Genomic DNA, 24,883 nt, shown 5'->3' on the forward strand with positions numbered 1-24,883 from the left:
GCGACGGCGTTGCCATACAGTGTGTCATTTGAACCCTGCGCTGGCGCTGCCGCGCTGAAAAGAGGTGAGTCATAACAACATGGATATTAACAACAAAGCACGTATTCACTGGGCTTGCCGCCGTGGCATGCGCGAGCTGGACATTTCCATCATGCCGTTCTTCGAATACGAATACGACAGCCTGAATGACGCGGACAAGGCGCTGTTTATCCGCCTGCTGGAGTGCGACGATCCCGATTTGTTCAACTGGCTGATGAATCATGGCGCGCCGCAGGACGGCGAGCTGCAGAGAATGGTGACCCTGATCCAAACGCGAAATAAAGACCGTGGCCCAGTGGCGATGTGATATCCGCATTTCCTGGCGCACCCAGCTGTTTTCACTGTTAACCCACGGCGTTCTGATCCTGCTGATCCTGATTTCGCCCTGGCCGGAAGGCTTTGGCCCGCTCTGGCTGGTGCTGCTGACGCTGGTGGTGTTTCAGTGCATTCGCAGCCAGAAGCGCATCGCCGCGGTGCAGGGCGAGCTGCGGCTGCTGGCGGATCGGCGTTTCAGCTGGCACGGCCGCGAGTGGCGACTGGCGAAAAAACCGTGGATGCCGGGTTACGGCATGCTGTTGACGCTGCAGCCGATGGAAGGCAAAAAGCGCCGCCGGCTGTGGCTGGCTTCCGACTGCATGAGCAAAGAGGAATGGCGCCACCTGCGGCAGCTGTTGCTGTATCCGCCGGCGGGTGACGGCGAGGAGTCCTGATGAAACCCGTACTCTGGTTGGTGGAGGATGAACCCAGCATTGCCGATACGCTGGTTTACACGCTGGAGAGCGAAGGCTTCGAGGTACGTTGGTTCGAACGCGCGGAGCCGGCGTTGCAGGCACTGGCGCAGGGGGCGCCCGCGCTCGCTATCCTCGATGTTGGTTTGCCGGATATCAACGGCTTTGAATTGTGTCGCCGCCTGTTGGCTCAGGCGGCCGACCTGCCGATTCTGTTTCTTACCGCCCGCAGTGATGAAGTGGATCGCCTGATCGGGCTGGAGATCGGCGCCGACGACTATGTCGCCAAGCCGTTCTCCCCGCGCGAGGTCAGCGCACGGGTGCGCACCATTTTGCGCCGCCTGCATAAGCAGCAGCGCCTGCAACAGAGCGCGCGCTACCATTTCGGCGCTTTCGTCCTCGACGAAGATGCGGCCACCATCTCCTACCATCAGCGGCCGCTGCCGCTGACCCGTTATGAATACCTGTTGCTGAAGACACTGTTGTTGGCGCCTGGACGGGTGTTCTCGCGGCAGCAACTGATGGAAAGCGTTTGGGCGCAGGCGGAAGAAAGCCTGGAGCGCACCGTCGATACCCACATAAAAACCCTGCGCGCCAAGCTGCGTGCGGTTGAACCCGGTGAGCCGCCGATCCACACCCACCGCGGATTGGGCTACAGCGTGAGCCGCCAGCCATGAAAATTGGCCTGCGCCTGCTGCTGGGATATTTCCTGATTGTGGCGGTGGCCGGGTACTTCGTGCTGAGCATTTTCGTCCAGGAAGTGAAGCCCGGCGTGCGGCGCGCCACCGAAGGCACGCTGGTGGATACCGCCAATCTGCTGGCGCAGATCGCCCGTCAGGACATGCAGCGCGGCGATGCGGCGCATGGCCAACTGGCGCAGGCGTTTACGCAGCTGAACCAGCGGCCGATCGGCGCCAATATCTCCGGCATCCGCAAGGATCGCAGCGAATACCACGTCTATCTTACCGATGCGCGAGGCAAGGTCATCTTCGATTCCGCCGGCCGCGCGCAGGGGCAGGATTATTCCCGCTGGAATGACGTTTATCGGACGCTGCGCGGCCAATACGGCGCCCGCAGCACCCGCAGCGACCCGCAGGATGAAAACAGTTCGGTGATGTATGTGGCCGCGCCGGTGATAGAACAAGGGCATATTATCGGCGTGCTTACCGTGGGCAAGCCCAACAGCACCATGGCGCCGGTGATCAAACGCAGCGAACGGCGCATTTTGTGGGCCGGCGCATTGCTGCTGGGGATCGCGCTGCTGATCGGGGCGGCGTTCGTCTGGTGGATCAACCGTTCCATAGGCCGGCTGGTGCGTTATGCCGACGGGGTGGCGCAAGGGGAAACCGCGCCGTTGCCCAAAGTGGGCGGCCGGGAATTGACGCAGCTGGCGCAGGCGTTGGAGAGCATGCGTCTGAAGCTGGAAGGCAAAGCTTATATCGAACAGTATGCACATACCCTGACGCATGAGCTGAAAAGCCCGCTGGCGGCGATCCGGGGGGCGGCGGAGCTGTTGCAGGAGCTGCCACCGCCGGAGACAGCCCGGCGCTTTCTCACCAATATTGAGCAGCAAAGCGCACGTATCCAGCAACTGGTGGACAAACTGCTGGTGCAGGCGCGGCTGGAGAGCCGGCCAGAAATGGAGACCGCGCCCCTCGCGATCGCGGCGCTGATCGGCCAGACGGTGGCGGGCAAAGAGGCGCAGGCGACGCAGCGCGGCGTCAGATTGCAACTGGAGGCGTTGGCGGAGGTGACGCTGAACGGCGATGCGTTGCTGATCAGCCAGGCGCTGACCAACCTGCTGGACAACGCGATCGACTTTACCCCGCCGGGCGGTTGCGTCAGCGTGCGAGGCGAACGGCGGGAACAGCGTTATTGCATCAGCGTTTGCGATGACGGCAGCGGCATTCCGGACTATGCGCTCGATAAGGTGTTTGAGCGTTTTTATTCGCTGCCGCGCGCCGAACGGCCGAAAAGCAGCGGGCTGGGCCTGAACTTCGTGCAGGAGGTCGCGCGTCTGCATCATGGCGGCATTCACCTGCGCAACCGCCGGCCGCACGGGGTGGAAGCGACTTTCATTTTATCGCTGTGACTTCACCTTCCCTTCACATAACCACATTCTGATTTCACCAGCGGGTTTTATCGTGGCCTCATTACCTACGAGGAGTGAGCATGATGAAATCGGTACTTTTCTGGAAAATAACCACGCTGCTGGGATTGATGGTGGTGATGTTGATCCCCATCACCCAACTGATGAGCGTGATCGACGAACGCAGCGGCTATCGGCAAAGCGTGGTCGGGCAGATGAGCGAAAGCACCAGCGGGGCTCAGCGCATACTCGGTCCGTTGATTGTCATTCCCTACGTCGAACAAGAAGAGAAGAAAGACGAGAAAGGGCAAACGGTGGTGCAGCGAGTGCAGCATTACCGCTATGTGCTGCCGGAGTCGCTTCAGGTACAGGGCGCGCCGAATGTGGAGGTGCGCAAGCTGGGCATTTATCAGACACAGGTTTACCAGGGGCCGCTAAACTTCAAGGTGCGTTTCGGCCAGCCGGAGCTGTCGGATTTGCAACGCGCCAACGTGACCGTCGGCCAGCCGTTCCTGCTGGTGGCGCTGAGCGACTCTCGCGGCATCAAGCGCATTTCCCCGCTGGCAACACCGCAGCCGGTGGCGTTTGAACCGGGCACCGGCGTGGGTTTGTTGCGTCAGGGGATCCACGCACCGCTGACGCTGGCGGCTCTGCAACAAAAAGAGGGGCTGAACGCCGACTTTACCCTGACGCTGGCGGGCACCAGCAGCCTGTCGCTGGTGCCGCTGGGGCGCAGCAGCGAGCTGCAACTGCAAAGCAACTGGCCACACCCGAATTTCCTCGGCAACTTCCTGCCGGATGAACGTAAGGTGACGGAGCAAGGGTTTAGCGCTCGCTGGCGCAGCACCTGGTTCGCCAACAACATCAACAGTGCGTTTCATTACGACGATGGCATTATCGACGAGGACAAACTGCCTGCCTTCAGCGCCAGCCTGGTCGAACCGGTCGATCACTATCAGCTGACCGAGCGCGCGGTCAAATACGCGCTGTTGTTTATCGGGCTGACGTTTATGGCGTTTTTCCTGTTCGAAACCCTGACCGGGCTGCGGGTGCATCCGATTCAGTACCTGCTGGTCGGCGCGGCGCTGGTGTTGTTCTACCTGATTCTGCTGGCTTTCTCCGAACACCTGGGATTCGCTCTCGCTTACCTGGCGGCCAGCATCGCCTGCAGCGGCCTGATCGGCTTCTATCTGTGCGCCGTACTGCGCGGCAAGCTGCGCGGTACGCTGTTCGCCGCGAGCCTATTGCTGTTGTACGGCGTGCTCTATTTGCTGTTGCAGTCGGAGGACAATGCGTTGGTGCTGGGGGCTGGGCTGCTGTTCGCCATTCTGGCGGGCATTATGCTGTTGACGCGCAAGCTGGACTGGTATCAGGTGGCCGATCCGGCGCGTTTGACCAAGGAAACGCCGGCCGGGGAAGACGAGCCACGCTTCCGGCTGTGGAAATAGTGAGGGAAATCGGGCGCTACGCGCCCGATAGCGGCTACAGCAGCGGCTCCATCTCCAACAGGATCTGTTCGCACCATTGCTGCAGGCGCTCTTCGCTCAGATCGTATTGGTTGACCTCATCGAGCGCCAGGCCGACGAAGTGTTTGCCGTCGGCGCTCAGCGGTTTGGGGCTGGTGAACTCGAAACCCTCAGTGGGCCAGAAGCCGATGAACTGTACGCCCAGCGGCGCGATGTGATCGTGCAGCATGCCCAGCGCGTCGAGGAACCACTCACCGTAACCGAGTTGATCGCCCATGCCGTACATGGCGACGATCTTGCCTTTCAGATCCAGCGCCGCCAGCTGCGGCCAGATCGCTTCCCAGTCTTCCTGCAGTTCGCCGAAATCCCAGGTCGGGATGCCGAGGATCAGAATGGAATAGTCCTCCATCAGCTTGGGCGATACGTCTTTCAGGTTGTGCAGGTCGACCAGGTCTTCACCCAGAATCTCACGGATTTTTTCTGCCGCCATTTCGGTGTAGCAGGTGCTGGAGCCGTAAAACAGACCAATCTTCATGTGTAAACCGTTACGTTGCTGTTTAGAGAATTGCAGCGAGTATACCTGATTTGCCCCGGCTTAAGGCATAATGGCGCGGGTGGAAATGCAACAAAGAGAGGACCGCGTGCAACAGCAAGACAATGCGCTGATTGAACAATTCCTGGATGCGCTGTGGCTTGAGCGCAATCTGGCGGAAAATACGCTGGCCTCCTATCGGCTGGATTTGCAGGCCCTGGGCGCCTGGCTTGGCCAGCAGAAGACCGATTTGCTGCAGGCGCAGGCGTTGGATCTGCAGGCGTTTCTCGCCGAGCGGGTGGATGGCGGTTACAAGGCCACCAGCTCCGCGCGTTTGTTGAGCGCCATGAGGCGCCTGTTTCAATATCTGTACCGCGAAAAGCTGCGCGCCGACGATCCCACCGCGCAGCTGGCGTCTCCCAAATTGCCGCAGCGCTTGCCGAAGGATCTGAGCGAGGCGCAGGTCGATGCATTGCTGCAGGCGCCCTGCGTCGATCAGCCGCTGGAGCTGCGCGACAAGGCGATGCTCGAAGTGTTGTACGCCACCGGGCTGCGGGTTTCCGAGCTGGTGGGGCTGAACATCAGCGACGTCAGCCTGCGTCAGGGCGTGGTGCGGGTGATCGGCAAGGGCAACAAGGAGCGGCTGGTGCCGCTGGGCGAAGAGGCGGTCTACTGGATCGAAAACTATCTGGAGCACGGCCGCCCATGGCTGGTCAACGGCCAGACGCTGGATGTGCTGTTCCCCAGCACCCGCTGCCAGCAAATGACCCGACAGACGTTCTGGCATCGCATCAAACACTATGCCATCCTTGCGGGCATCGACAGCGAGCGTCTGTCGCCGCACGTGTTGCGGCACGCGTTCGCTACCCATTTGCTGAACCATGGGGCCGATCTCCGTGTCGTACAGATGTTGTTAGGGCACAGCGATCTCTCGACCACGCAAATTTATACACATGTAGCGACCGAACGACTGAAACAGCTACATCAACAGCATCACCCGCGCGCCTGAGCGGCGGGTTCGAAAGGATTGGAATAATGAAAAAAGGTTTAATGCTGCTTTCACTGCTGGTGGCCTCGGTGGCCGGCGCCGCCCATGCCGATGACGCGGCGATCAAAAAAGCGCTCGCCAGCCTGGGCATCCAGCAGGCGGACGTGCAGCCTTCACCGGTCAACGGCCTGAAAACTGTGCTGACCGACAGCGGCGTGCTGTACGCCTCCGAAGACGGCAAGCACATCCTGCAGGGCCCGCTGTTCGACGTCAGCGGCAAAGAGCCGGTCAACGTGACCAACCAACTGCTGAGCAGCAAGATGGACGCGCTGAAAGATCAGATGATCGTGTACAAGGCGCCGAAAGAGAAACACGTGATCACCGTGTTCACCGACATCACCTGCGGTTACTGTCACAAGCTGCATCAGCAGATGAAAGAGTACAACGATCTGGGCATTACCGTGCGTTACCTGGCATTCCCGCGCCAGGGGCTGGCATCCCAGGCTGAAAAAGACATGCAGTCGATCTGGTGCACCGCCGACAAGGCCAAGGCGTTCGACGCCGCCATGAAGGGCGACGCCGTTTCTCCGGCGACCTGTAAAACCGACATCAGCAAGCATTACGAGCTGGGCGTGCAGTTCGGCATTCAGGGCACGCCGGCCATCATCCTGGAAAACGGCATGATGATCCCGGGCTATCAGGGGCCGAAAGAGATGGCCGCCATGCTGGATGCGCACCAGGCCGCCACCAAAGCCGGTGGTTAATCGCCGGTGAGTATCAAAACGCAACTACGCCGCCGCCCGGCGGCGGACGACACGCATCTGCCCGCCAGTTTGCCGCCGCTGCTGCGTCGGCTTTACGCCCTGCGCGGCGTGCAGGCTGAGCAAGAGCTGGAACGCAGCGTCAAGGGCATGCTGCCTTGGCAACAGCTGGACGGTATCGACGACGCCGTCAGCCTGCTGCAACAGGCGCTGGCCGACGGCCGCCGCATCATGGTGGTGGGCGATTTCGACGCCGATGGCGCCACCAGCACCGCGCTGACGGTGTTGGCGCTGCGCAGCATGGGCGGCGCAGCCGTCGATTATCTGGTGCCAAACCGCTTCGAAGACGGCTACGGCCTGAGCCCCGAAGTGGTGGAGCAGGCGGCGGCGCGCGGCGCAGAACTCATTGTTACCGTCGATAACGGCATCTCCTCCCACGCCGGCGTCGATGTGGCGCACGCCAAGGGCATGCAGGTGCTGGTGACCGATCACCACCTGCCGGGTGAGACCCTGCCGGCGGCCGAAGCGATCGTTAACCCCAACCTGCGCGGCTGCGCCTTCCCGTCCAAATCGCTGGCGGGGGTAGGCGTGGCGTTCTACCTGATGCTGGCGCTGCGCGCCCGCCTGCGGGACAGCGGCTGGTTCGAGCAGCGCGCGCTGGCGATGCCCAATCTGGCGGAGCTGCTGGATCTGGTGGCGCTCGGCACCGTGGCCGACGTGGTGCCGCTGGACGCCAACAACCGCATTCTGGTGTATCAGGGGTTAAACCGCATCCGCGCCGGCAAATGCCGCCCGGGCATCCGCGTGCTGCTTGAGGTGGCCAACCGCGACGCCCGTCAGCTGGCGGCCAACGATCTCGGTTTCGCCCTCGGCCCGCGGCTCAACGCCGCCGGCCGGCTGGACGACATGTCGATCGGCGTGGCGCTGCTGCTGAGCGACGACATTGCGCAGGCGCGCATGCTGGCCAACGATCTCGATGCGCTGAACCAGACGCGCCGCGAGATCGAGCAGGGCATGCAGGTGGAGGCCTTGCAGCTGTGCGATCAGCTGGAGCGCACCAGCACCGAGCTGCCTTATGGGTTGGCGATGTATCACCCGGAATGGCACCAGGGCGTGGTGGGCATCCTCGCTTCGCGCATCAAAGAGCGTTTCCACCGCCCGGTGATCGCGTTCGCGCCGGCGGGCGACGGCATCCTGAAGGGCTCCGGCCGTTCGGTGCCCGGCCTGCACATGCGCGACGCGCTGGAGCGGCTGGATATGCTGAATCCTGGGCTGATGATGAAGTTCGGCGGCCACGCGATGGCGGCCGGGCTGTCGCTGGAAGAGGCCAAATTCGACGAGTTCCGCCAGCGTTTCGGCGAGCTGGTGGGGGAATGGCTCGATCCGGCGATGCTGGAAGGGGTTATCTGGTCTGACGGCGAACTGGCGATGCAGGAGCTGTCGCTGACCACGGCGGAGCTGCTGCGCGAGGGCGGCCCGTGGGGCCAGGCGTTCCCGGAACCGACCTTCGACGGCAAGTTCCGCATTCTGCAGCAGCGGCTGGTGGGCGAGAAACACCTGAAACTGATGGTGGAACCGCTCGGCGGCGGCCCGCTGCTCGACGGCATCGCGTTCAATGTGGACACCACGCTGTGGCCGGACAGCAGCGTGCGCGAAGTGGAACTGGCCTACAAGCTCGACGTCAACGAGTTTCGCGGCAACCGCAACGTGCAACTGCTGATCCAGCATCTTTGGCCGCGCTGAAGTGAAATTGAACACAATTCGGGGATTGGGCTCTCCAATCCCCGGCATCCTTCCCGATCGCCACAAAAACTGACCAACTCGCTATAAACTGCCGCCCGGATCCGTTAGAATTAGCGGTTCCAATGGCATTCCGCCATCGACGACATCAACGTAAAAGAACGAAACCATGTTTGAAATTAACCCGGTAAAAAACCGAATTCAGGACCTGTCCGAGCGGACTGCGGTTCTTAGGGGGTATCTTTGACTATGATGCCAAGAAGGAACGCCTAGAAGAAGTCAACGCCGAGCTGGAACAGCCGGACGTCTGGAACGAGCCGGAGCGCGCGCAGGCGCTCGGCAAAGAGCGCGCCGCGCTGGAAGCCATCGTTGAAACCATCGATCAGCTGGAGCAGGGCGGCGAAGACGTCGGCGGGCTGCTGGAACTGGCGGTGGAAGCCGACGATGAAGAGACCTTCAACGAAGCGGTCGCCGAGCTGGATCAACTGATGAGCAAGCTGGATCAGTTGGAATTCCGCCGCATGTTCTCCGGCGAATACGACAGTGCCGACTGCTACCTGGATATCCAGGCCGGCTCCGGCGGCACCGAGGCGCAGGACTGGGCCAGCATGCTGCTGCGCATGTACCTGCGCTGGGCCGAAGCCAAGGGCTTCAAGACCGAAGTGATCGAAGAATCCGACGGCGACGTCGCGGGCCTGAAATCGGCCACCATCAAGATCATCGGCGACTACGCGTTCGGCTGGTTGCGCACTGAAACCGGCGTTCATCGCCTGGTGCGCAAGAGCCCGTTCGACTCCGGCGGCCGTCGCCACACCTCGTTCAGCTCGGTGTTCATCTACCCGGAAGTCGACGACGATATCGATATCGAAATCAACCCGGCGGATCTGCGTATCGACGTGTACCGCGCCTCCGGTGCGGGCGGTCAGCACGTCAACAAAACCGAATCCGCCGTACGTATTACTCACCTGCCAACCAACATCGTGGTGCAGTGCCAGAACGATCGTTCTCAGCATAAGAACAAGGATCAAGCGTTTAAACAGCTGCGAGCCAAGCTGTACGAGTTTGAGATGCAAAAGAAAAATGCTGATAAGCAGACGATGGAAGACAACAAGTCCGACATCGGCTGGGGCAGCCAAATCCGTTCTTACGTGCTGGATGACTCCCGCATCAAGGATTTGCGCACCAACGTCGAAACGCGTAACACGCAGGCCGTACTGGATGGCGACCTGGATAAATTCATTGAGGCAAGTTTGAAAGCCGGGTTATGAGGAATAGAAATGTCTGAACAACAAGTACAGGGCGCCGATCAGGCGCTGGATCTCAATAACGAACTGCAGTCCCGCCGCGAGAAACTGGCCGGCCTGCGTGAGAACGGCATTGCGTTCCCGAACGACTTCCGTCGCGACTCCACCTCCGACAAACTGCACGCCGCGTACGGCGATAAAGACAACGAAGAGCTGGAAGCGCTGGACGTAGAAGTGACCGTCGCCGGCCGCATGATGACCCGCCGCATTATGGGCAAGGCATCCTTCGTTACGCTGCAGGACGTGGGCGGCCGCATTCAGCTGTACGTCGCGCGCGACGATCTGGCTGAAGGCGTGTACAACGAGCAGTTCAAGAAGTGGGACCTGGGCGATATCCTCGGCGCGCGCGGCAAGCTGTTCAAAACCAAGACCGGCGAACTGTCGATCCACTGCACCGAACTGCGTCTGCTGACCAAAGCGCTGCGCCCGCTGCCGGACAAATTCCACGGTCTGGCGGATCAGGAAACCCGTTACCGCCAGCGTTATCTGGATCTGATCGCCAACGAAGAATCGCGCAACACCTTCAAGGTGCGTTCGCAGGTGATGTCCGCTATTCGTAACTTCATGGTGGAACGCGGCTTCATGGAAGTCGAAACCCCGATGATGCAGGTGATCCCGGGCGGCGCGTCCGCGCGTCCGTTCATCACGCACCACAATGCGCTGGATATCGACATGTACCTGCGCATCGCGCCGGAACTGTATCTGAAGCGTCTGGTGGTCGGCGGCTTCGAGCGCGTGTTCGAAATCAACCGCAACTTCCGCAACGAAGGCGTTTCTCCGCGTCATAACCCAGAGTTCACCATGATGGAACTCTACATGGCTTACGCGGATTACAAAGACCTGATCGAGCTGACCGAGACGCTGTTCCGCACCCTGACCGAGAAAGTGCTGGGCACCTCTCAGGTGCAGTATGGCGATGAAGTGTTCGACTTCGGCAAGCCGTTCGAGAAGCTGACCATGACCGAGGCGATCAAGAAATACCGTCCGGAAACCGATCTGGCTGACCTGGCCGACATGGGCAAAGCGGTGGCCATCGCCGAATCCATCGGCATCAAGGTTGAGAAGAGCTGGGGCCTGGGCCGCGTCGTGACCGAAATCTTCGAAGAAGTGGCGGAAAGCCATCTGATTCAGCCGACCTTCATCACCGAGTACCCGGCTGAAGTGTCGCCGCTGGCGCGCCGCAACGACGTGAACCCGGAAATCACCGACCGCTTCGAGTTCTTCATCGGCGGCCGTGAAATCGGCAACGGCTTCTCCGAGCTGAACGACGCCGAAGACCAGGCGCAACGCTTCGCCGATCAGGTGAATGCTAAAGACGCCGGCGACGACGAAGCGATGTTCTACGACGAAGACTACGTCACCGCGCTGGAGCACGGCCTGCCGCCGACCGCCGGTCTGGGCATCGGTATCGACCGCATGGTGATGCTGTTCACCAACAGCCACACCATCCGCGACGTGATTCTGTTCCCGGCGATGCGCCCACAGAAATAATCCAACAACCGGTGCAGGCGACTGCGCCGGTTTTTTTTCGTCTACGGGACTTAACCGCTTAAAACATCGACAGTTACGCGCCATCTCCGCTTGCCCGCCGCCGATAACCGGTTATAATGCCTGTCGCACACCGATGCGGGTGTAGTTCAATGGTAGAACGGCAGCTTCCCAAGCTGCATACGAGGGTTCGATTCCCTTCACCCGCTCCAATCTCCCTATGCATCACCCCATTGAGTTATAACCGTTTTTAGAAAAGCTGATTCTCAACGATCGCATCACCGTTTGGTGCGGGTTGGCGTGTGAGTCGCTCAAGCCATTGGCCTGGCATTTAACCGCGATAACACAACGCGCCGCCCAATCCTGATGCGGGTGTGAGCCGCCGTTGCTGCCCACAGCGCGCCATTACCGTTTAACTCCACTTCTGTTTAGCCCCGGATGGCAGGCGGTTGTCCGTTTCTTCGCAGGAGCGGTCGCATTCTTTCGGCAGCAGGAAGGTGATACTTCCTGCCAGCAACAGCGATGCCGCCAGCGCGCAAACCGCGACGTTCTGTCCGTACAGATAAATCATGACGCCTACCAGATAGGGGCCGCAAAACCCACCGAGGTTGCCCAGCCCGTTGATCACCCCGCGTGCGCTGCCCGCCACTTCCGCCGCCGCAATGCGTCCGGGAATTGACCAGAAGGGGCTGGTCGCCGCTTTAAGGAAGAAGCCGCACACCACCAACGCGATATAGGCGGCCACCACGTGCTCATGCAGGATCACCGAGGCTATCAGCGCCGCTGCAAAACAGTACAGGGAGATCCTGACCCACAAACGGCGTTTACCGCTGCGATCGCTGAACATCGAAATCACATAAATCCCCGCCAGAGTGGCAACAAACGGCAGGATCGCCAATACCCCAACATTGGCCATGCTGCCACCGGTCAGGTTTTTCAAGATGGTGGGCAGCCACAACGTATACCCATAGTCTCCGGTCTGGTAAAAGAAATTCAGCACGACCAGGCGCATCAATCCCTTGTTGCGAAACACCGCTTTTAACGGCGCTTTGGCCGCCGGCGTCATCCCTTCCCGCGCTTTGCGCTCCCGGGCCAGTTCGGTCAATAAATAGTCGCGTTCCTTCGCCGGTAGCCAACGCGCCTCTTCCGGACGGTCACTGATTACCAGCCACCAAATGGTCAACACCACGACCGACAACAAGCCTTCGATAATGAACAGCCAGCGCCAGTCGAGAGTGGCAATAATCGCGCCGGAAACCGGGGCGGTCAGCATCCCCCCTAGTGGGGCAAACATCATGACAAAGGCATTGGCGCGGCCCAGTTCTTTTTCCGGGAACCAATTGCTTACCATGGTCAGCACGACGGGCAACATTCCCCCTTCGGAGATCCCGAGAATAAAACGCAGCACGAGCAGTTGATATTCATGGGTGACGAACCCGGTGGCGATAGAGACAATCGCCCAGGCCACGAGCGACCAGGCTATAAAACGTTTTCCGCTACCGTAAACCGCAAGTCGTCCGCCAGGGATTTGCAGAAATAAATAACCAATAAAAAAGATACCGCTGGCCACGCCAGCCATCTGGCTGGTAATGCCTAAATCCTGTTCCATGCCACCCGGCAGAGCAAAGCTGATATTAACGCGATCCATAAATGAAATAATACAGGTGATAAGGATCGGCGCGATAACCCGCAGCCAGCGAGTTCCTGGTATTTTATCGGTCATAATAGCGTCTCGATGATGTCCGCCATTCACAGAGAATATTGTGTTGGCGGATAAAAATGATTATTCGTAACTCAAACGATCATTTTTATTGAATTAACCCAGGAATATCCTGATGTGAAAAATAACCTGCCAGATTATCCAAAACGGATTGGCTCATTCCCTGACGGGTTTCTACGGTAGCGCTGGCCACATGGGGTTGAAGCAGAACATTCTCGAGAGCAAAGAACGCTGTCGGGACATGGGGTTCGTTTTCAAAGACATCCAGAGCGGCCCCGGCGATAACATGATTTTGTAACGCCTTTATCAGCGCCGCCTCATCGACCAGGCTGCCGCGGGCGATATTGATAAGCCAGGCGCGTTCGGGCATGGCGTTAAATACGCTGGCATCAATAATCCCGCGGTTTTCCGCACTGCCGGATGCCGCGATCACCAGGAAATCACTCTGTGCTGCGAGCGTGTGCAGATCGGCGCACCACTGGTAATCCAGGCCGTCTTTGCGCTGGCGGTCAGTATACAGGATGGTCATATCGAAGCCTTTCGCCCGGCGGGCGATGGCTTGGCCGATATTCCCCATGCCGAAAATACCGATGCGTTTACCGCTCACTTTGGTCGCCAGCGGTGGCGGCGTCGTTTCCCAGCGGCCTTCGCGTACAAATCGGTCCCCTTGGCAGAGGCGGCGGCCGGCGGACAGCATTAGCCCCAGAGCCAGATCTGCCACATCATCGGTCAGCACGCCGGCGGTGATCCCGACGCTGATATGGCGTTCCCGGGTGTAGTTGAGATCGATAGCGTCGGTTCCCACGCCAAAGACAGCAATCATGCCCACCTGCGGCAACTGCTCCAGCGTCTCTCGGGTTACCCCCACATCACCACGGGTGACCACCGCCTGAACGTCTGCGCCATGGCGAACCAGGAAGGCTGGAATATCTGATTGTTCATAGAGACGGAATACCCGGTAGCGGGCGTCCAACGCGGCTTGCAAAGCATCCATCACCGGCGCGATAAGTAAAATGGTAGGTTGAGTGTCAGTGTGCATCGTTGCGATCCTGTCTGAAAAATAGGGGATACCCTGTATCAGACGTTTTTTTACCGCTTATTTTTGCGATCTGCATCACGCCAAAGAGTGTTAAAAAAGCATGTTACTGCTGGCGTGATCTCGTGTGCAATTTCGTGGTTTCTGCCAGTGACTATCAGGGAAAATAACCCATTATGCCCGTAGGGGGAGAAGGCGGAATCGATCGATTTTGGTGAGGGCGGTGAATATCCAGTGATTTTCTGCCGTGGATCACAGGATAAGTAACGTTGTTTCGTAACACTTAATTAAGTGACTTTTGTCACAGTTTTAAGCGGCTAAAAACCGTGAGATAGGTCATGACTTATTTCACCATGCCGAATAGCCTTTCAGGTGGAGTTTACTCACAGTGGTGATAGGTTGTAAATATTAACAACAAAGCGGTTTGCTTTGTGGCTTATTCATAGTGGCGCCCGTAGAACGATCGAATAGCGATTCTACCGTAATTATGCCGAGATTGCCTGTTGCCATAAAAATACCCAGACATTGTTCTTGTCGGTGAAATGCCGAATCGATCTCTACCAGAGAAAATATTATGATTATTGATGCCTTAACCACTGCCGTAAATAATAAATTCTATCCGGCAGCCATTCGAAAAATGCTGGCCAGCATTATTGAAAGTGAGCCGTACAATTTACCTGTCGGCCACTATCAGGTGCAGGGTAAACAGATGTTCTTTAACGTCGTTGAAGGGGAAACCAAACTGTTGGCCGACCAGAAGCCGGAGTTTCATCGCCAGTATCTGGATATCCATCTTGTCCTGGAAGGGAGAGAAGTGATTGGCGCCGGGGTTCTGGGGCTGCCTTTGCCCCTGAGTGAGCCATTTAACGAGGCGCACGACCTTGGGTTTAGCCCGGCGATCCCCGGTGAGACTCTCATCCACCTGCAACCCGGTGAACTGGCCGTTATCTTTCCGGGGGAGCTGCATCGCCCGATGAGTACCTGCACAACGCCGGCAGTTCTGCGTAAAATTGTGGCGAAAATCGACGGCGCCCTGCTGACGTAGCAAGACGTTCAGCGGCGGCTGGTATCGCTACTTCAGGCTGCCCGGCGGAAAGCCTTGCTCATCCGCCGTCTGCAGCGATTCCGAAGAATGCGCCTTTCCCGTCAAAGCCATAGCCCCTAACTTTTAAAGATTGAGTTGGGTTGAATAAATGTACGGCAGAGATTACGCCGTATTATTTACAGGGATATTTGCTTCAGGTTCAGATTACATCATTAAGGCCGGAGTTTACCTCTGTAGTCGATGTAGCCAATCCCATAACGCCTTGATCTTTTAATGCGGTTCCTCCCCATCAGCACAATTTTTTATTTTGGTTTGCCTGCGTTCTGATAGATATTAAAAAAACTATATAAAAATAAATTATTTCGGAGCTAATAATGTCGTTGCAAATCGTGCTTACCCGCAGGGAGGCGCTGGGGAAAATGGTGGGCGTAATCGTCGCCGCCAGCCTGTTGCCTTATTCAAATATAACCTATGCCGAACGGACGCAAATTGCCGCCTCGCCCGTTGAATACGCGCAATTTTTGCAAATTTCGAGAAAAATTACCGAGTTTGACGATTTGGACGTCACACTCTCCGCCCGCTATTTTTCCGCACTGCGTGAACATTTTCCGCAGTTGAACTCGCAACTCAACGCCCTGTTCATCCTGAGCCAGCAAGCCACCGATGCGGAAGTCTTGAACCGACATGCGATTGAACAGGGGCAGAGGGAGCTTATCCAGGCGATCGTGACCGCGTGGTATACCGGAACCGTAGATCCTTCAAACGCTGAGCAGGGTCAGCTGATTAGTTATAAAGAGGCGCTGATGTATCGCACGGTTCAGGATGCCCTGATTGTGCCGACCTGGTGCAATTTTGGCCCGCTGTGGTGGACCGGCTTGCCGCCGGGCGTTACCCGCCAACCTTCCATTCCCGCAACAGATTTGCCTGCCGTAGCCGATAAAAAAAAATATGAGGACCGCGTGTGAAAAGCCCAATAATTAATGCTTCCGGCGATGCAGAGGCCGATGTCGTCATTGTCGGTTCCGGTATTGTGGGCGGTCTGATGGCGGATGCTTTGGTGAGCCAGGGCTACTCGGTGCTGGTGCTTGAGGCAGGCCCGCGCATTGAGCGCGCACAGGCTGTGGAAAACTGGCGCAATATGCCACTGCACAATCGTGCGGGGTCGGATTTTCAGGGGCTTTACCCGCAATCGGAGTACGCCACCGCGCCGCTCTATTTCCCGGAGAACGACTATATCAAACTGACCGGCCCCAATGGCTCAGGCTTTAAACAGGGCTATTTGCGTGTGGTGGGGGGAACCACCTGGCACTGGGCCGCTTCTTGCTGGCGCAACCATCCCAATGATTTTCGCATGAAATCCCTCTATGGCGTGGGGAGAGACTGGCCTATTTCCTACGAAGATATCGAACCGTGGTACGCGAAAGCCGAAGAGGAAATCGGCGTTGCCGGCCCGAATAATCCGGAGTGGCAGTCCCCTGCGGAACGCAGCGGGCCTTACCCGATGGACATGGTGCCCTGGGCCTACGGCGACAGACGCATTGCTGAGATTGTTAATCCTCACGGTTTTAAATCGGTGCCCATTCCGCAAGGCCGCAGCACCCGGCCCTGGAACGGACGGCCCACCTGCTGCGGCAATAACAATTGCCAGCCGATTTGCCCGATCGGGGCGATGTACAACGGCATTCACCACGTTGAACGGGCCGAACACAAGGGGGCGAAGGTGATCCCCGAGGCGGTGGTGTACAAAATTGACACCGACGATAATAACCGCGTCACCGCCGTTCACTGGTACGACACGGCGCACAACTCCCATCGGGCGATCGGTAAAACGTTCGTTCTGGCCTGCAATGGGATTGAGAACCCGCGCTTACTGCTGCTGGCGGCCAACGAAAAGAACCCGAACGGCATCGCGAACAGCTCGGATCAGGTGGGGCGCAACATGATGGATCACTCTGGCCTGCACTGCTCCTTCCTGGCGCGAGAGGCTCTGTGGGTTGGACGCGGCCCGGCGCAGAGCAGCTGCATGGTGGGGTATCGTGACGGCGCGTTCCGCAGCGACCACTCCGCCAACAAGATCATCATCAACAATATCAACCGGGTGATCCCCTCAGCCCTTGAAGTTCTGAAAACGGGCAAGGTCGGCAAGGCGCTGCAGGATGAAGTGCGCGATCGCGCCAGCCGCTCGGTGGATCTCTCCATCAGCCTGGAACCGCTGCCGGACCCGAACAACCGTCTGACCCTGAGCCCCACTCGCAAAGACAAGCATGGCCTGGCCTGCCCGGACATCCACTACGACGTCGGCGATTATGTGCGCAAAGGGCTGGAAGTGGTAAAAACCCAGCTACGGCAGATTGGCGACTTGTTCGATGCGCAAGAGTTTGTGATTAACGACAAGCTGAATGCCAACAACCACATTATGGGCGGCACGATCATGGGCAGCGATCCCACGAACTCGGTGGTGAACGGCAATTGCCGCGCCCACGATCATGACAACCTTTGGATCCCGGGTGGAGGCGCCATGGTTTCAGCCAGCGTTGTCAACACCACGTTGACAATGGCGGCGCTTGGACTCAAGGCGGCCAATGACGTACTGCGCGCCCTGGAGAGCAAATGAATAAAATCACCCACTCGCTGGCAGCGACGCTGCTGCTGGGAAGCGGCTTCGCGGCGCATGCCCAGGACGGCGATCTGATCGCTAAAGGGCAAGCGCTGGCTATCGCCTCGGACTGCATGGCCTGCCATACGAATACGCAGCAGCAGGGCAAGCCTTTTGCCGGAGGGTACGGCATTGCTTCTCCCATGGGCACTATCTACGCCACCAATATAACCCCATCGGTAAAATACGGCATCGGCGGCTATTCTGAAGCGGCGTTTGCCGAGGTTCTGCGCTCTGGGATCCGGCAAGATGGGACGTATCTCTATCCGGCAATGCCTTACACCGCCTATACCCGTCTGAGTGATGACGAGATCCACGCGTTGTATACCTATTTCATGCATGGCGTTGCCCCGGTCGATGAGCCGGCCAAGCGCCAAACCGATCTGCCGTTTCCGTTCAACATCCGCCTCTCCATGGCGGTGTGGAACATGCTTTATTTGGACAATCGGCGTTTCACCCCGGATGTGACGAAAGGTGAGGCGTGGAACGAGGGGGCCGCGCTGGTGCAGGGGCCGGCTCACTGCGGAACCTGTCATACGCCGCGTAATGTGCTGATGGCGGAAGACAATTCGCGCTTCCTGATGGGGGCATCGTTGGGGGCTTGGTACGCGCCGAATATCACCGCCGATCGCCAGGAAGGGATCGGCGACTGGAGCGAGCAGGAGTTAGTGGACTACCTGAAAACCGGTCGGGCGGAAGGGCGCGCACAAGCTGCGGGGCCAATGGCTGAAGCCGTTGAGCACAGCTTCCAATACCTGACCGACCGGCAGCTGCGGGCGATTGCAACTTACCTGAAGACCGTGCCGTCACAGGGCGAGGGGCGCCAGGGCAATGGCCTTGGTCAGGCGCACTACAACGTTGAGCACCATCTCCGCGGCATGGATTCGCCCAACGCCAACCACACGCTCAATAGCGGCGAGGCGCTCTACAGCGGCTACTGCGCCAGTTGCCATCAGCCTGACGGCAGCGGCAGTTTGAACCAGGCCTATCCTTCGCTATTCAACAACTCCACCACGGCCGCGAGCAATCCGTCAAACCTGATTGCCGCCATTTTACAGGGAGTTGATCGCCGGGTTGACGGCAAGCACGTCCTGATGCCGAGCTTTGGCGCCGGTTCCTATGTCGGAGAACTGACGGATAAGCAGGTTGCCGATATCGCTAACTTCGTGCTGCAGAAATACGGCAACAGCGCGCTGAGCGTGAGCGAGGCCGACGTGAGTGAGGTGCGCGCCGGGGGCCCGAAACCGCTGTTGGCGCGCGCACAGCCGATGATTCTGCCTGGCATGGCCGTCGCGGCGGTCGTCATTATTCTGCTGGTCCTATTCTGGCTCCGGCGCCGCAAGACACGTTAAGGGGGCGTTCGGTCAGGTGGGTGACGCCATCTGGCCGAATTTCTGGTCGGGATAGCGAGTGACGTTCTTCTGACGGCGCGGGTAGCTATGGCCAGTGCTGAAGTCACTGGCGGGGAAAGCTATATTGTCTCCCCCATTGATAGGCGGAAGTGGAGATCGACACGTTCAATGGTCGGCAGCCCTTTAATTTTTTTTATTATGATTTCTGTCGCCACTTTCCCCATCTCATAGCGTGGCGTCAGTACGCTGGCTAACCGAGGGGTGATGATCTGCCCGATCTCAAGACCGTGAAATCCGGCAATGGCAATTTGCGCTGGAACGCTGATACCGTTTGCCAGACATTCCTGTAACACGCCCACGGCCAGATCGTCGTTGGTACAGAGAATTCCATCCATATCCGGGTACATCTGGCTCGCAAGCGTCATCATGCCTGTCCCAATTGAAATGGAAGAGATCTTATTGGGGGAAATACGACCGGTAGGTAAATCATGGTTAGCCATTGCCTGACAATATCCCGTGTAACGCTGTTCATCGCGGATATCAGACATTGAACCAAAATAGATAATGCGTTTTTTACCGCTGGCCAGCAACATGGTGGTCATATCGTAGCCGGCTTTCACATTATCAAAACCCACGTTAATTCGATCTGCATTGCCTGACAGCCCCATGATTTCAGCAACGGGTATTTTTGCCGTCTTCAGGAATTTTTCCGCCCGCAGACTATGAACTGACTCGGTCAGCAGCAGCCCTTTGATCTTACAAGCCAGGATCGCGGCAATTTGCTCCTCTTCGCGTTTGCTGTTGTAGTCATAATTGACGACCAGCGTCTGATAACCCTGTACAGACGTCACGGATTCAATGCCGGCGAGGACATCAGCAAATATCAGATTGTTAAAAGAAGGAACCAGAACGCCGATGAGGGGAGGGCTATTGGAATAGAGGGCGGGATTGTCAGGATCGGCCTGATAGCCGACTTCCTCGATCACGGCGGCGATGCGCGCAGCGGTTTCCGGTTTAACCCTGTCCGGCGTGCGCAGATAGCGGCTGACCGTCATTTTGGTGACACCAGCCAGTACAGCAATGTCATTTAACGTAATGCGCTGCGACTTCACCATTCATACTCATCTGACCCAGACCGTGTTTGTCATTATGCCCACTGCCGAGTCAAAAGAGAATGCACGCAATGTGCTGCCTCCGCCGTATCCGGTGACAACCGCACGATGCGCCGATTCCGGTCTCCGGCATTATATGTTCGTTATCTTCGCATTTCGTAACGCGGGGAAAGAAAGGCACGCATCTGTGCGCCGTGGACGCGGTGGAAGAAAAGACGGGCAGTTTGATACCTTATTCGGCCCGCTCAATAAGATGAACGGGCCGATATGGCCGGATTAACTGAGAATATCTTCGGCGATCACGTTGAACAGCGTATCGATCTCGCCCCGAGTGTTGTAGTGCATCATGCCGATGCGCAGCACGCCGCCGTCCTGCAACCCCAGCTGTTGCACCAAGCCCAACGCATAGAAATGCCCGCTGCCGGCGCAGATGTTGTGCTGCCCCAGGCGGCGGGCGATCGCGTCAGGCGTATGGCCGCTGAAGGTCAGGGCGAAGGTCGGCGTGCGGCGCGCGCTGTCCGCCCGGGGGTTGCCATAAAGCCGCACGCCGTCGAGTTGTTGCAGCCGCTGCAGGAAGTGGCTGCACAACGCCTCTTCATGCCGGTGGTAGGCGGCGAAGCTCTCCTGCAGACGCTGCCTTAACGGCGCACCGGGCGTGCCCCACTGCGCCAGATACTCGATCGCGGCCGCGACGCCGGCCAGCGCTTCGAAGCTTTGCGTGCCGGTCTCGAAACGGCCGGGGCCGACGTCGGTGGCCGGCTCGACCTTGTAAGGGCGCAGGCGCTGCAACCACTGCGGCGCGATGTAGGCCATGCCGACGTGCGGGCCAAAGAACTTGTAGGCGGAGCACACCAGGAAGTCACAGCCCAGCGCCTGCACGTCAATCAGGTTGTGCGGCGCATAGTGCACGGCGTCGACATACACCTGCGCGCCGACCCGATGCGCGGCTTCGACGATGGTTTTGATATCGACGATGCTGCCGGTGACGTTGGAGGCGTAGCTGACCGCCACCAGACGAGTGTTGGCGTTGATGCGCTCGCACACTTTCGCGGCATCCAATGCGCAGTCGGCGTTCTCCAGCGGTATCTGATGCACCGCGGCTCCTTTGTCAGCGGCAGCCTGCTGCCAGCTGGAGACGTTGGCGTAGTGATCCAGTGCGGTGACGATGACTTCATCGCCGGCCTGCCAGTCGCGGCTGATGATGCGGCTGAGATGGAAAGTCAGCGTGGTCATGTTCATGCCGAAGACGATGTTGTCGGGCGACGGCGAATTTAACAAGGCGCGCACCGATTCCCGCGCCTGGCCCATCACCTCGCCGGTGACCCGGCTCGAGAAATAGTGGCCGCCCAGGTTGGCGTTGTACCTTCCCAGGTAGTCGGTCATTTTTTCCAGCACGCCCCGTGAAACCTGCGCACCGCCGGGGCCGTCGAAAAAGATGGCCGGTTTGCCGTCGATCTGCTGTGACAGCGCGCTGAACTGGGCGCGGGCGAGCTCGGGGGTAAAGGTCATGCTTTCTCCCCCCGCGCGGTGAGGACAAAGAGATCCAAATGACCTTCTTCTTCCGGGCTCACGGCGTTGATCGGCGTGGCGTTGTGCCACAGTTTGCTGTCCGCCAGCAGCACGGCTTCACCGTCCGCCAGCGCTTTTTTAAAGAAAGGGTCGTGGTGGCTGTCGTCATACAGCATGATTTCACCGCCGACGATGTTGTGCCGGTGAATGGCTATCATCGCGATATGGTCGAAACCGTCCTGGTGAATGCCTTCCGGCGCCACCTGGGTGTCTTTCTCGATGGCGACCACGCGCATCTGGTGGATCTCTATCTCGGCGCCTTCCGGCAGTTCGTTGCTTTCTGCAAACAGGTTGCACATCTCCGCCATGCCGGCGCTCTGCAACACGGCGCTGTCGATAGGTTCGAAGCGGCGCACTACATTGCCCTGGAAGTGGTTGATCTGATCCGACTGCATGAAAGTGCGCGGCCCTACTTCGGCGACGTTGGGGTTGAGGTATTTAACGACCGAATAACGGCGCAGGCGATATTTGCCGTCGGCGTGTTGCGTGTGGGGCAAGGAGGAGAACGATGGCATCAGCTGTTGGGTGGCTTGCGGGCTTAGTACAGTCATACTTATTACGTTTTCGTGTTTCTGTAACATAATCACCTCTAATAATAATAATTTCTGATGTTGTAGGGGGTAATTCGATTGAATTGTAGACGACTCTATAACCAACGCAATTTAGCGGTGGCGAGGTGTGACGGCGGTCGTAAAGTGGGGTGAACAGCAGAGAGGATGAGCGGAAGGGAATGCTGGTATGAAGCCGGTCATTCAGCAAAATAAGCGCTAACGGGGGAGAATTCATGCGCAAGCATAACGTGACCAAGGTTACGCTTTCAGGGATAATTCTCATGAATATGAGGTGCTTTACTATAATTCCGGGACAGAGTGACCGCAGTGGCATTGCCTGGTTGTTGAAAGAACAATCTTCAATTCCCCCTGAATAAGGACTCCGATCATGCAGCATGTCAGAAAATTCGTCATTTCCTGCCTGTTTGCTTCGATAATGCTTCCCGGCATGGCGTTCGCGGAGGATCCCCCCGTGACCCCGTTGGCTACCGGGATCGTCAGCAGCGGCGTAGCCGAAGCGCAAGTGACCGAGGCCGTGCGCCACGGTGAAATCCTGACCATCAAAGTGCGTTTCAAAGGGTTGAAAGACAACCTTAATGGACAAGGCTTGTATAGCAGTCTGGATAAAAGCAGTCTTGAGAAATCCTTCTACATTCTGGTGGGTAATAAAAAATACCTGCTGCTTACCGATAGCAATAATGTCCCACTGGCCTCTCCCAACGTGTCATTCAGCTCAAGCTCAGGCATTCCCTATGTTGCCACCTGGTTTGGCAGCTTCCCCGCGCCTCCACCTGATGTGAAAGAGGTGTACCTGACGATCGCCAACGTCGAGCCGCTCGGGCCGATAGCCATTACGGATCGTTGAGCGATGAACGGCCTCAGGAAAGCCGCCTGTGTGGGTGGGATGTTAGCCTTTGGGATGGTGTCATTGGGTTCATGGGCTGACAGCGGAGAGCCGGCATCCGTGGGGAAACCGGTGATACTCGATCTCAAGGCTACCCGGCTGGATTTGGTTGGTTTGCCTTCGGGGCTGAATGCCGGCGTCCTTGACCTGCAAAGTAAGGCAGCGGATTTGGCTAAACAATCCGCCGACATTTCTGTCAGAGACAGCAAAAATGCCGTCACGTTATCGATGCGCAGCGATGTGCTGTTCGCCTTCGACAGCGATGCGATTGCTGCTAAAGCGGAGCCTGCGCTGCAACAGGTGGCGCAATTTATCGCGGCCGAACCGGTAGGGAACGTGGTGATCGAGGGGCATACCGATGCGGTGGGCAGCGATAAATATAATCAGGATCTGTCGCTGCGACGCGCACGTGCGGTGGCTGTTTGGCTGATCGCACACGGGGTAGAAAAATCTCGTCTGAGTGAACGGGGAAAAGGGGAGGCTGAACCGGTGGCTTCCAACGACACGCCGACGGGCCGGGCCAAGAATCGGCGGGTTGACTTCGTGTTGCCGAAAACCGCTGCCGCCGGTTAACCCCGCGCCGGTGGACGTTTCCTTTGCCAGAGCCGCTTTTAAACGGGCTCCTCTCGCTGACTGCTCGCGGAGTTCAGGCTGTATGGCGTGGAGCCGGTGACGCTAATGATTGATGAACATGATCAAAAGCCCGTATCTCGCTTTCGGCTTTCGCTTTAGCGGCGCCGACAACATGCGGGGTCAGAACGTCTCGAAATACAGCTCACGCAACAGCCAGGATATTTCGTTATTGGTGCGGTTTAGGACGTCTATTCTGTGAACCCCTATCGCTTCTGCGCGCAGATCGAGCAGCAAGTTGCGAATCTGCCGGAATAACGGGGTTTGCGGGTTGGGTTTGGCCAACTGCTGGCCGCACAGTTTGATACCGGCGTCGCAACCGGTGGCGATGTCCGCCAGGCAGCACGGGCAGGTGGTATTTTGGCGCGCCATATTGCGGCATTGTTGCCCGATTACCTGATTGAAATGGCGTAATTGCAGGCAGACTTCCCGCGAGTTCAACGGGTTGGAATGGGTTGTCATCGGTTTCAGCTCCCTTGTCTGCGCCTATATTGGCACTTACCGATGAAGATAACCACGGACAAGCCGAGGGGGTATCGCCTTGTTTTGTCTGGAAGCGACGAAAGCGATGAGGCCCGCGATGGCGGGCCGGTAGCATCAGGCGCGTTTAAACAGATTCGCCGCCTGGAACAGCGCAAAGGAGCTGACCAGCATCTCGATGCCGACGATCGCCGTCACCAGCGTGACCGACGCCGCCGGGCCTGAGCCGATCAGCATCCAGGCGATGATCAAATCGAGTACGCCAATGACGAACTGCAGCCAGTTGCCCGGCAATCCGCGGCGCATATAGCCGGCCGCCAGGCGCGCGATGCCGCCGAGCGCGAACAGCACGGCAAGGTACACCGCCAGCGCCAGAATGCCCGCCAGCGGGCTGGTGATGAACACATAACCGATAATCAGGTAGGCCACGCCCAGCAGAATGCCGCCGATCATCGGCCAGGTATTCTGCGCCCGGTTGGCGATCATGGCGATAATCAGCCCGGCGCCGCTCAACAGCAGCAGGACGCCGACCACGATGCTCAGCGCCGCGCCGGAGGCGAAAGGGTTGACCAGGCACAGTATGCCGCCCGCCAGCAGCAGGAAGGCGATGATCAGCAGGGTGGTGCGTTGCTTTTTGAGCAGTTCTTCGCTCAGGAGGGGCAGATTATTGCGATCAAGGTTTAGCATGTTACA

At 58.3% G+C, this 24,883-nt stretch carries 24 protein-coding genes and 1 tRNA gene; 17 read left to right on the forward strand and 8 right to left on the reverse strand.

Going from position 1 to position 24,883, the window contains the following annotated elements; all coding sequences use genetic code 11:
• Window positions 1-79: 79 nt before the first annotated feature.
• The 5 genes from sdhE to creD all read left to right on the forward strand — a co-directional run bounded on the left by sdhE (window position 80) and on the right by creD (window position 4,304).
• Entirely contained in the window at window positions 80-346 is a 267-nt protein-coding gene (sdhE, locus tag WFM45_RS17420; RefSeq protein ID WP_004931679.1) for an FAD assembly factor SdhE, read from the forward strand.
• The gene (locus tag WFM45_RS17425; protein ID WP_033632171.1) at window positions 327-749 is read left to right on the forward strand and encodes a protein YgfX; all 423 of its coding nucleotides are present in this window, start codon (window positions 327-329) and stop codon (window positions 747-749) included. Before sdhE ends, WFM45_RS17425 begins: the two co-directional genes overlap by 20 nt.
• Window positions 749-1,444, forward strand: coding sequence for a two-component system response regulator CreB (creB, locus tag WFM45_RS17430; protein ID WP_033632172.1), 696 nt, complete (start codon window positions 749-751; stop codon window positions 1,442-1,444). The genes WFM45_RS17425 and creB overlap by 1 nt, the downstream gene beginning before the upstream one ends.
• Window positions 1,441-2,859, forward strand: coding sequence for a two-component system sensor histidine kinase CreC (gene creC / locus WFM45_RS17435; protein ID WP_033632173.1), 1,419 nt, complete (start codon window positions 1,441-1,443; stop codon window positions 2,857-2,859). Before creB ends, creC begins: the two co-directional genes overlap by 4 nt.
• An 80-nt stretch (window positions 2,860-2,939) precedes the next feature.
• Window positions 2,940-4,304: a cell envelope integrity protein CreD gene (gene creD, locus WFM45_RS17440; RefSeq protein WP_336956575.1), complete on the forward strand. Its 1,365-nt coding sequence runs from the start codon at window positions 2,940-2,942 to the stop codon at window positions 4,302-4,304.
• 34 nt (window positions 4,305-4,338) lie between these two features.
• Here creD and fldB read toward each other — a convergent pair whose 3' ends face one another.
• Window positions 4,339-4,857 carry a flavodoxin FldB gene (gene fldB, locus WFM45_RS17445; RefSeq protein WP_004931683.1) on the reverse strand — a complete coding sequence of 173 codons (519 nt, stop codon included), beginning with the start codon at window positions 4,855-4,857 and terminating at the stop codon, window positions 4,339-4,341.
• Window positions 4,858-4,963: 106 nt separating this feature from the next.
• Here fldB and xerD point away from each other — a divergent pair, with 106 nt between their 5' ends.
• From xerD to WFM45_RS17475, 6 genes are all read left to right on the forward strand, one after another.
• Window positions 4,964-5,863 carry a site-specific tyrosine recombinase XerD gene (gene xerD, locus WFM45_RS17450; RefSeq protein ID WP_004931685.1) on the forward strand — a complete coding sequence of 300 codons (900 nt, stop codon included), beginning with the start codon at window positions 4,964-4,966 and terminating at the stop codon, window positions 5,861-5,863.
• Window positions 5,864-5,889: 26 nt separating this feature from the next.
• Complete coding sequence (dsbC, locus tag WFM45_RS17455) at window positions 5,890-6,606, forward strand: bifunctional protein-disulfide isomerase/oxidoreductase DsbC (protein WP_004931688.1); 717 nt, start codon at window positions 5,890-5,892, stop codon at window positions 6,604-6,606.
• A gap of 6 nt (window positions 6,607-6,612) precedes the next feature.
• Window positions 6,613-8,346, forward strand: coding sequence for a single-stranded-DNA-specific exonuclease RecJ (gene recJ / locus WFM45_RS17460; RefSeq protein WP_336956580.1), 1,734 nt, complete (start codon window positions 6,613-6,615; stop codon window positions 8,344-8,346).
• 166 nt (window positions 8,347-8,512) lie between these two features.
• Window positions 8,513-9,611, forward strand: a protein-coding gene (gene prfB / locus WFM45_RS17465; protein ID WP_096242572.1) for a peptide chain release factor 2 whose coding sequence is annotated in 2 segments (ribosomal slippage) — window positions 8,513-8,587 and window positions 8,589-9,611 — 1,098 coding nt in all. Because the reading frame shifts where the segments join, the coding sequence is not laid out codon by codon here.
• A gap of 9 nt (window positions 9,612-9,620) precedes the next feature.
• A complete protein-coding gene (lysS, locus tag WFM45_RS17470; protein ID WP_172574927.1) occupies window positions 9,621-11,138 on the forward strand; it encodes a lysine--tRNA ligase in 1,518 nt (505 codons plus the stop codon).
• A gap of 135 nt (window positions 11,139-11,273) precedes the next feature.
• Window positions 11,274-11,347 (forward strand) — tRNA-Gly (locus tag WFM45_RS17475).
• A gap of 200 nt (window positions 11,348-11,547) precedes the next feature.
• Here WFM45_RS17475 and WFM45_RS17480 read toward each other — a convergent pair.
• Both WFM45_RS17480 and WFM45_RS17485 read right to left on the reverse strand, forming a co-directional pair.
• Window positions 11,548-12,858, reverse strand: a complete 1,311-nt coding sequence (locus tag WFM45_RS17480) for an MFS transporter (RefSeq protein WP_082997432.1) — start codon at window positions 12,856-12,858, stop codon at window positions 11,548-11,550.
• 85 nt (window positions 12,859-12,943) lie between these two features.
• The gene (locus WFM45_RS17485) at window positions 12,944-13,894 is read right to left on the reverse strand and encodes a 2-hydroxyacid dehydrogenase (protein WP_103687356.1); all 951 of its coding nucleotides are present in this window, start codon (window positions 13,892-13,894) and stop codon (window positions 12,944-12,946) included.
• 571 nt (window positions 13,895-14,465) lie between these two features.
• Between WFM45_RS17485 and WFM45_RS17490 the strand changes: the two genes are divergently transcribed.
• The 4 genes from WFM45_RS17490 to WFM45_RS17505 all read left to right on the forward strand — a co-directional run bounded on the left by WFM45_RS17490 (window position 14,466) and on the right by WFM45_RS17505 (window position 18,944).
• Window positions 14,466-14,936 (forward strand): YhcH/YjgK/YiaL family protein, encoded by a 471-nt coding sequence (locus tag WFM45_RS17490; RefSeq protein ID WP_015378962.1) that lies wholly within the window; start codon window positions 14,466-14,468, stop codon window positions 14,934-14,936.
• Between the two features lie 374 nt (window positions 14,937-15,310).
• Window positions 15,311-15,901, forward strand: coding sequence for a sugar dehydrogenase complex small subunit (locus WFM45_RS17495; RefSeq protein WP_336956584.1), 591 nt, complete (start codon window positions 15,311-15,313; stop codon window positions 15,899-15,901).
• On the forward strand, window positions 15,898-17,550 hold the full coding sequence (locus WFM45_RS17500; RefSeq protein ID WP_025304112.1) for a GMC family oxidoreductase: 1,653 nt from the start codon (window positions 15,898-15,900) through the stop codon (window positions 17,548-17,550). Before WFM45_RS17495 ends, WFM45_RS17500 begins: the two co-directional genes overlap by 4 nt.
• A complete protein-coding gene (locus WFM45_RS17505; protein WP_049278970.1) occupies window positions 17,547-18,944 on the forward strand; it encodes a c-type cytochrome in 1,398 nt (465 codons plus the stop codon). The genes WFM45_RS17500 and WFM45_RS17505 overlap by 4 nt, the downstream gene beginning before the upstream one ends.
• A 119-nt stretch (window positions 18,945-19,063) precedes the next feature.
• Here the strand turns inward: WFM45_RS17505 and WFM45_RS17510 are convergent, their stop codons facing one another.
• The 3 genes from WFM45_RS17510 to WFM45_RS17520 all read right to left on the reverse strand — a co-directional run bounded on the left by WFM45_RS17510 (window position 19,064) and on the right by WFM45_RS17520 (window position 22,176).
• Window positions 19,064-20,056 carry a LacI family DNA-binding transcriptional regulator gene (locus WFM45_RS17510; RefSeq protein WP_336956687.1) on the reverse strand — a complete coding sequence of 331 codons (993 nt, stop codon included), beginning with the start codon at window positions 20,054-20,056 and terminating at the stop codon, window positions 19,064-19,066.
• A gap of 276 nt (window positions 20,057-20,332) precedes the next feature.
• Window positions 20,333-21,565 (reverse strand): cysteine desulfurase-like protein, encoded by a 1,233-nt coding sequence (locus WFM45_RS17515; protein WP_336956589.1) that lies wholly within the window; start codon window positions 21,563-21,565, stop codon window positions 20,333-20,335.
• Window positions 21,562-22,176 carry a 2OG-Fe dioxygenase family protein gene (locus WFM45_RS17520; protein ID WP_226883068.1) on the reverse strand — a complete coding sequence of 205 codons (615 nt, stop codon included), beginning with the start codon at window positions 22,174-22,176 and terminating at the stop codon, window positions 21,562-21,564. Before WFM45_RS17520 ends, WFM45_RS17515 begins: the two co-directional genes overlap by 4 nt.
• Window positions 22,177-22,564: 388 nt before the next feature.
• Between WFM45_RS17520 and WFM45_RS17525 the strand changes: the two genes are divergently transcribed.
• Window positions 22,565-23,041, forward strand: a complete 477-nt coding sequence (locus WFM45_RS17525; RefSeq protein ID WP_021505694.1) for a hypothetical protein — start codon at window positions 22,565-22,567, stop codon at window positions 23,039-23,041.
• 3 nt (window positions 23,042-23,044) lie between these two features.
• Window positions 23,045-23,653: an OmpA family protein gene (locus WFM45_RS17530; protein ID WP_033632184.1), complete on the forward strand. Its 609-nt coding sequence runs from the start codon at window positions 23,045-23,047 to the stop codon at window positions 23,651-23,653.
• A gap of 180 nt (window positions 23,654-23,833) precedes the next feature.
• On the opposite strand, the gene WFM45_RS17535 is transcribed toward WFM45_RS17530, so the two are convergent.
• Both WFM45_RS17535 and WFM45_RS17540 read right to left on the reverse strand, forming a co-directional pair.
• A complete protein-coding gene (locus WFM45_RS17535) occupies window positions 23,834-24,172 on the reverse strand; it encodes a hypothetical protein (protein ID WP_085337097.1) in 339 nt (112 codons plus the stop codon).
• Between the two features lie 135 nt (window positions 24,173-24,307).
• Window positions 24,308-24,877, reverse strand: a complete 570-nt coding sequence (locus tag WFM45_RS17540; RefSeq protein ID WP_004931723.1) for an HdeD family acid-resistance protein — start codon at window positions 24,875-24,877, stop codon at window positions 24,308-24,310.
• Window positions 24,878-24,883: the final 6 nt, after the last annotated feature.

The organism is Serratia sp. KG1D, from assembly GCF_037150675.1.
In the GTDB taxonomy this organism is placed as follows: domain Bacteria; phylum Pseudomonadota; class Gammaproteobacteria; order Enterobacterales; family Enterobacteriaceae; genus Serratia; species Serratia nematodiphila.

Excerpts from the sequence above, each read along its gene's own strand:
- WFM45_RS17540 (WP_004931723.1), bottom strand. The coding sequence starts at position 24,877 with ATGCTAAACCTTGATCGCAATAATCTGCCCCTCCTGAGCGAAGAACTG.
- creC (WP_033632173.1), top strand. The coding sequence starts at position 1,441 with ATGAAAATTGGCCTGCGCCTGCTGCTGGGATATTTCCTGATTGTGGCG.
- creD (WP_336956575.1), top strand. The coding sequence starts at position 2,940 with ATGATGAAATCGGTACTTTTCTGGAAAATAACCACGCTGCTGGGATTG.
- WFM45_RS17485 (WP_103687356.1), bottom strand. The coding sequence starts at position 13,894 with ATGCACACTGACACTCAACCTACCATTTTACTTATCGCGCCGGTGATG.
- WFM45_RS17505 (WP_049278970.1), top strand. The coding sequence starts at position 17,547 with ATGAATAAAATCACCCACTCGCTGGCAGCGACGCTGCTGCTGGGAAGC.
- lysS (WP_172574927.1), top strand. The coding sequence starts at position 9,621 with ATGTCTGAACAACAAGTACAGGGCGCCGATCAGGCGCTGGATCTCAAT.
- WFM45_RS17495 (WP_336956584.1), top strand. The coding sequence starts at position 15,311 with ATGTCGTTGCAAATCGTGCTTACCCGCAGGGAGGCGCTGGGGAAAATG.
- sdhE (WP_004931679.1), top strand. The coding sequence starts at position 80 with ATGGATATTAACAACAAAGCACGTATTCACTGGGCTTGCCGCCGTGGC.
- fldB (WP_004931683.1), bottom strand. The coding sequence starts at position 4,857 with ATGAAGATTGGTCTGTTTTACGGCTCCAGCACCTGCTACACCGAAATG.
- WFM45_RS17535 (WP_085337097.1), bottom strand. The coding sequence starts at position 24,172 with ATGACAACCCATTCCAACCCGTTGAACTCGCGGGAAGTCTGCCTGCAA.
- creB (WP_033632172.1), top strand. The coding sequence starts at position 749 with ATGAAACCCGTACTCTGGTTGGTGGAGGATGAACCCAGCATTGCCGAT.
- WFM45_RS17515 (WP_336956589.1), bottom strand. The coding sequence starts at position 21,565 with ATGACCTTTACCCCCGAGCTCGCCCGCGCCCAGTTCAGCGCGCTGTCA.
- dsbC (WP_004931688.1), top strand. The coding sequence starts at position 5,890 with ATGAAAAAAGGTTTAATGCTGCTTTCACTGCTGGTGGCCTCGGTGGCC.
- WFM45_RS17490 (WP_015378962.1), top strand. The coding sequence starts at position 14,466 with ATGATTATTGATGCCTTAACCACTGCCGTAAATAATAAATTCTATCCG.
- WFM45_RS17520 (WP_226883068.1), bottom strand. The coding sequence starts at position 22,176 with ATGACTGTACTAAGCCCGCAAGCCACCCAACAGCTGATGCCATCGTTC.
- WFM45_RS17480 (WP_082997432.1), bottom strand. The coding sequence starts at position 12,858 with ATGACCGATAAAATACCAGGAACTCGCTGGCTGCGGGTTATCGCGCCG.
- WFM45_RS17525 (WP_021505694.1), top strand. The coding sequence starts at position 22,565 with ATGCAGCATGTCAGAAAATTCGTCATTTCCTGCCTGTTTGCTTCGATA.
- WFM45_RS17530 (WP_033632184.1), top strand. The coding sequence starts at position 23,045 with ATGAACGGCCTCAGGAAAGCCGCCTGTGTGGGTGGGATGTTAGCCTTT.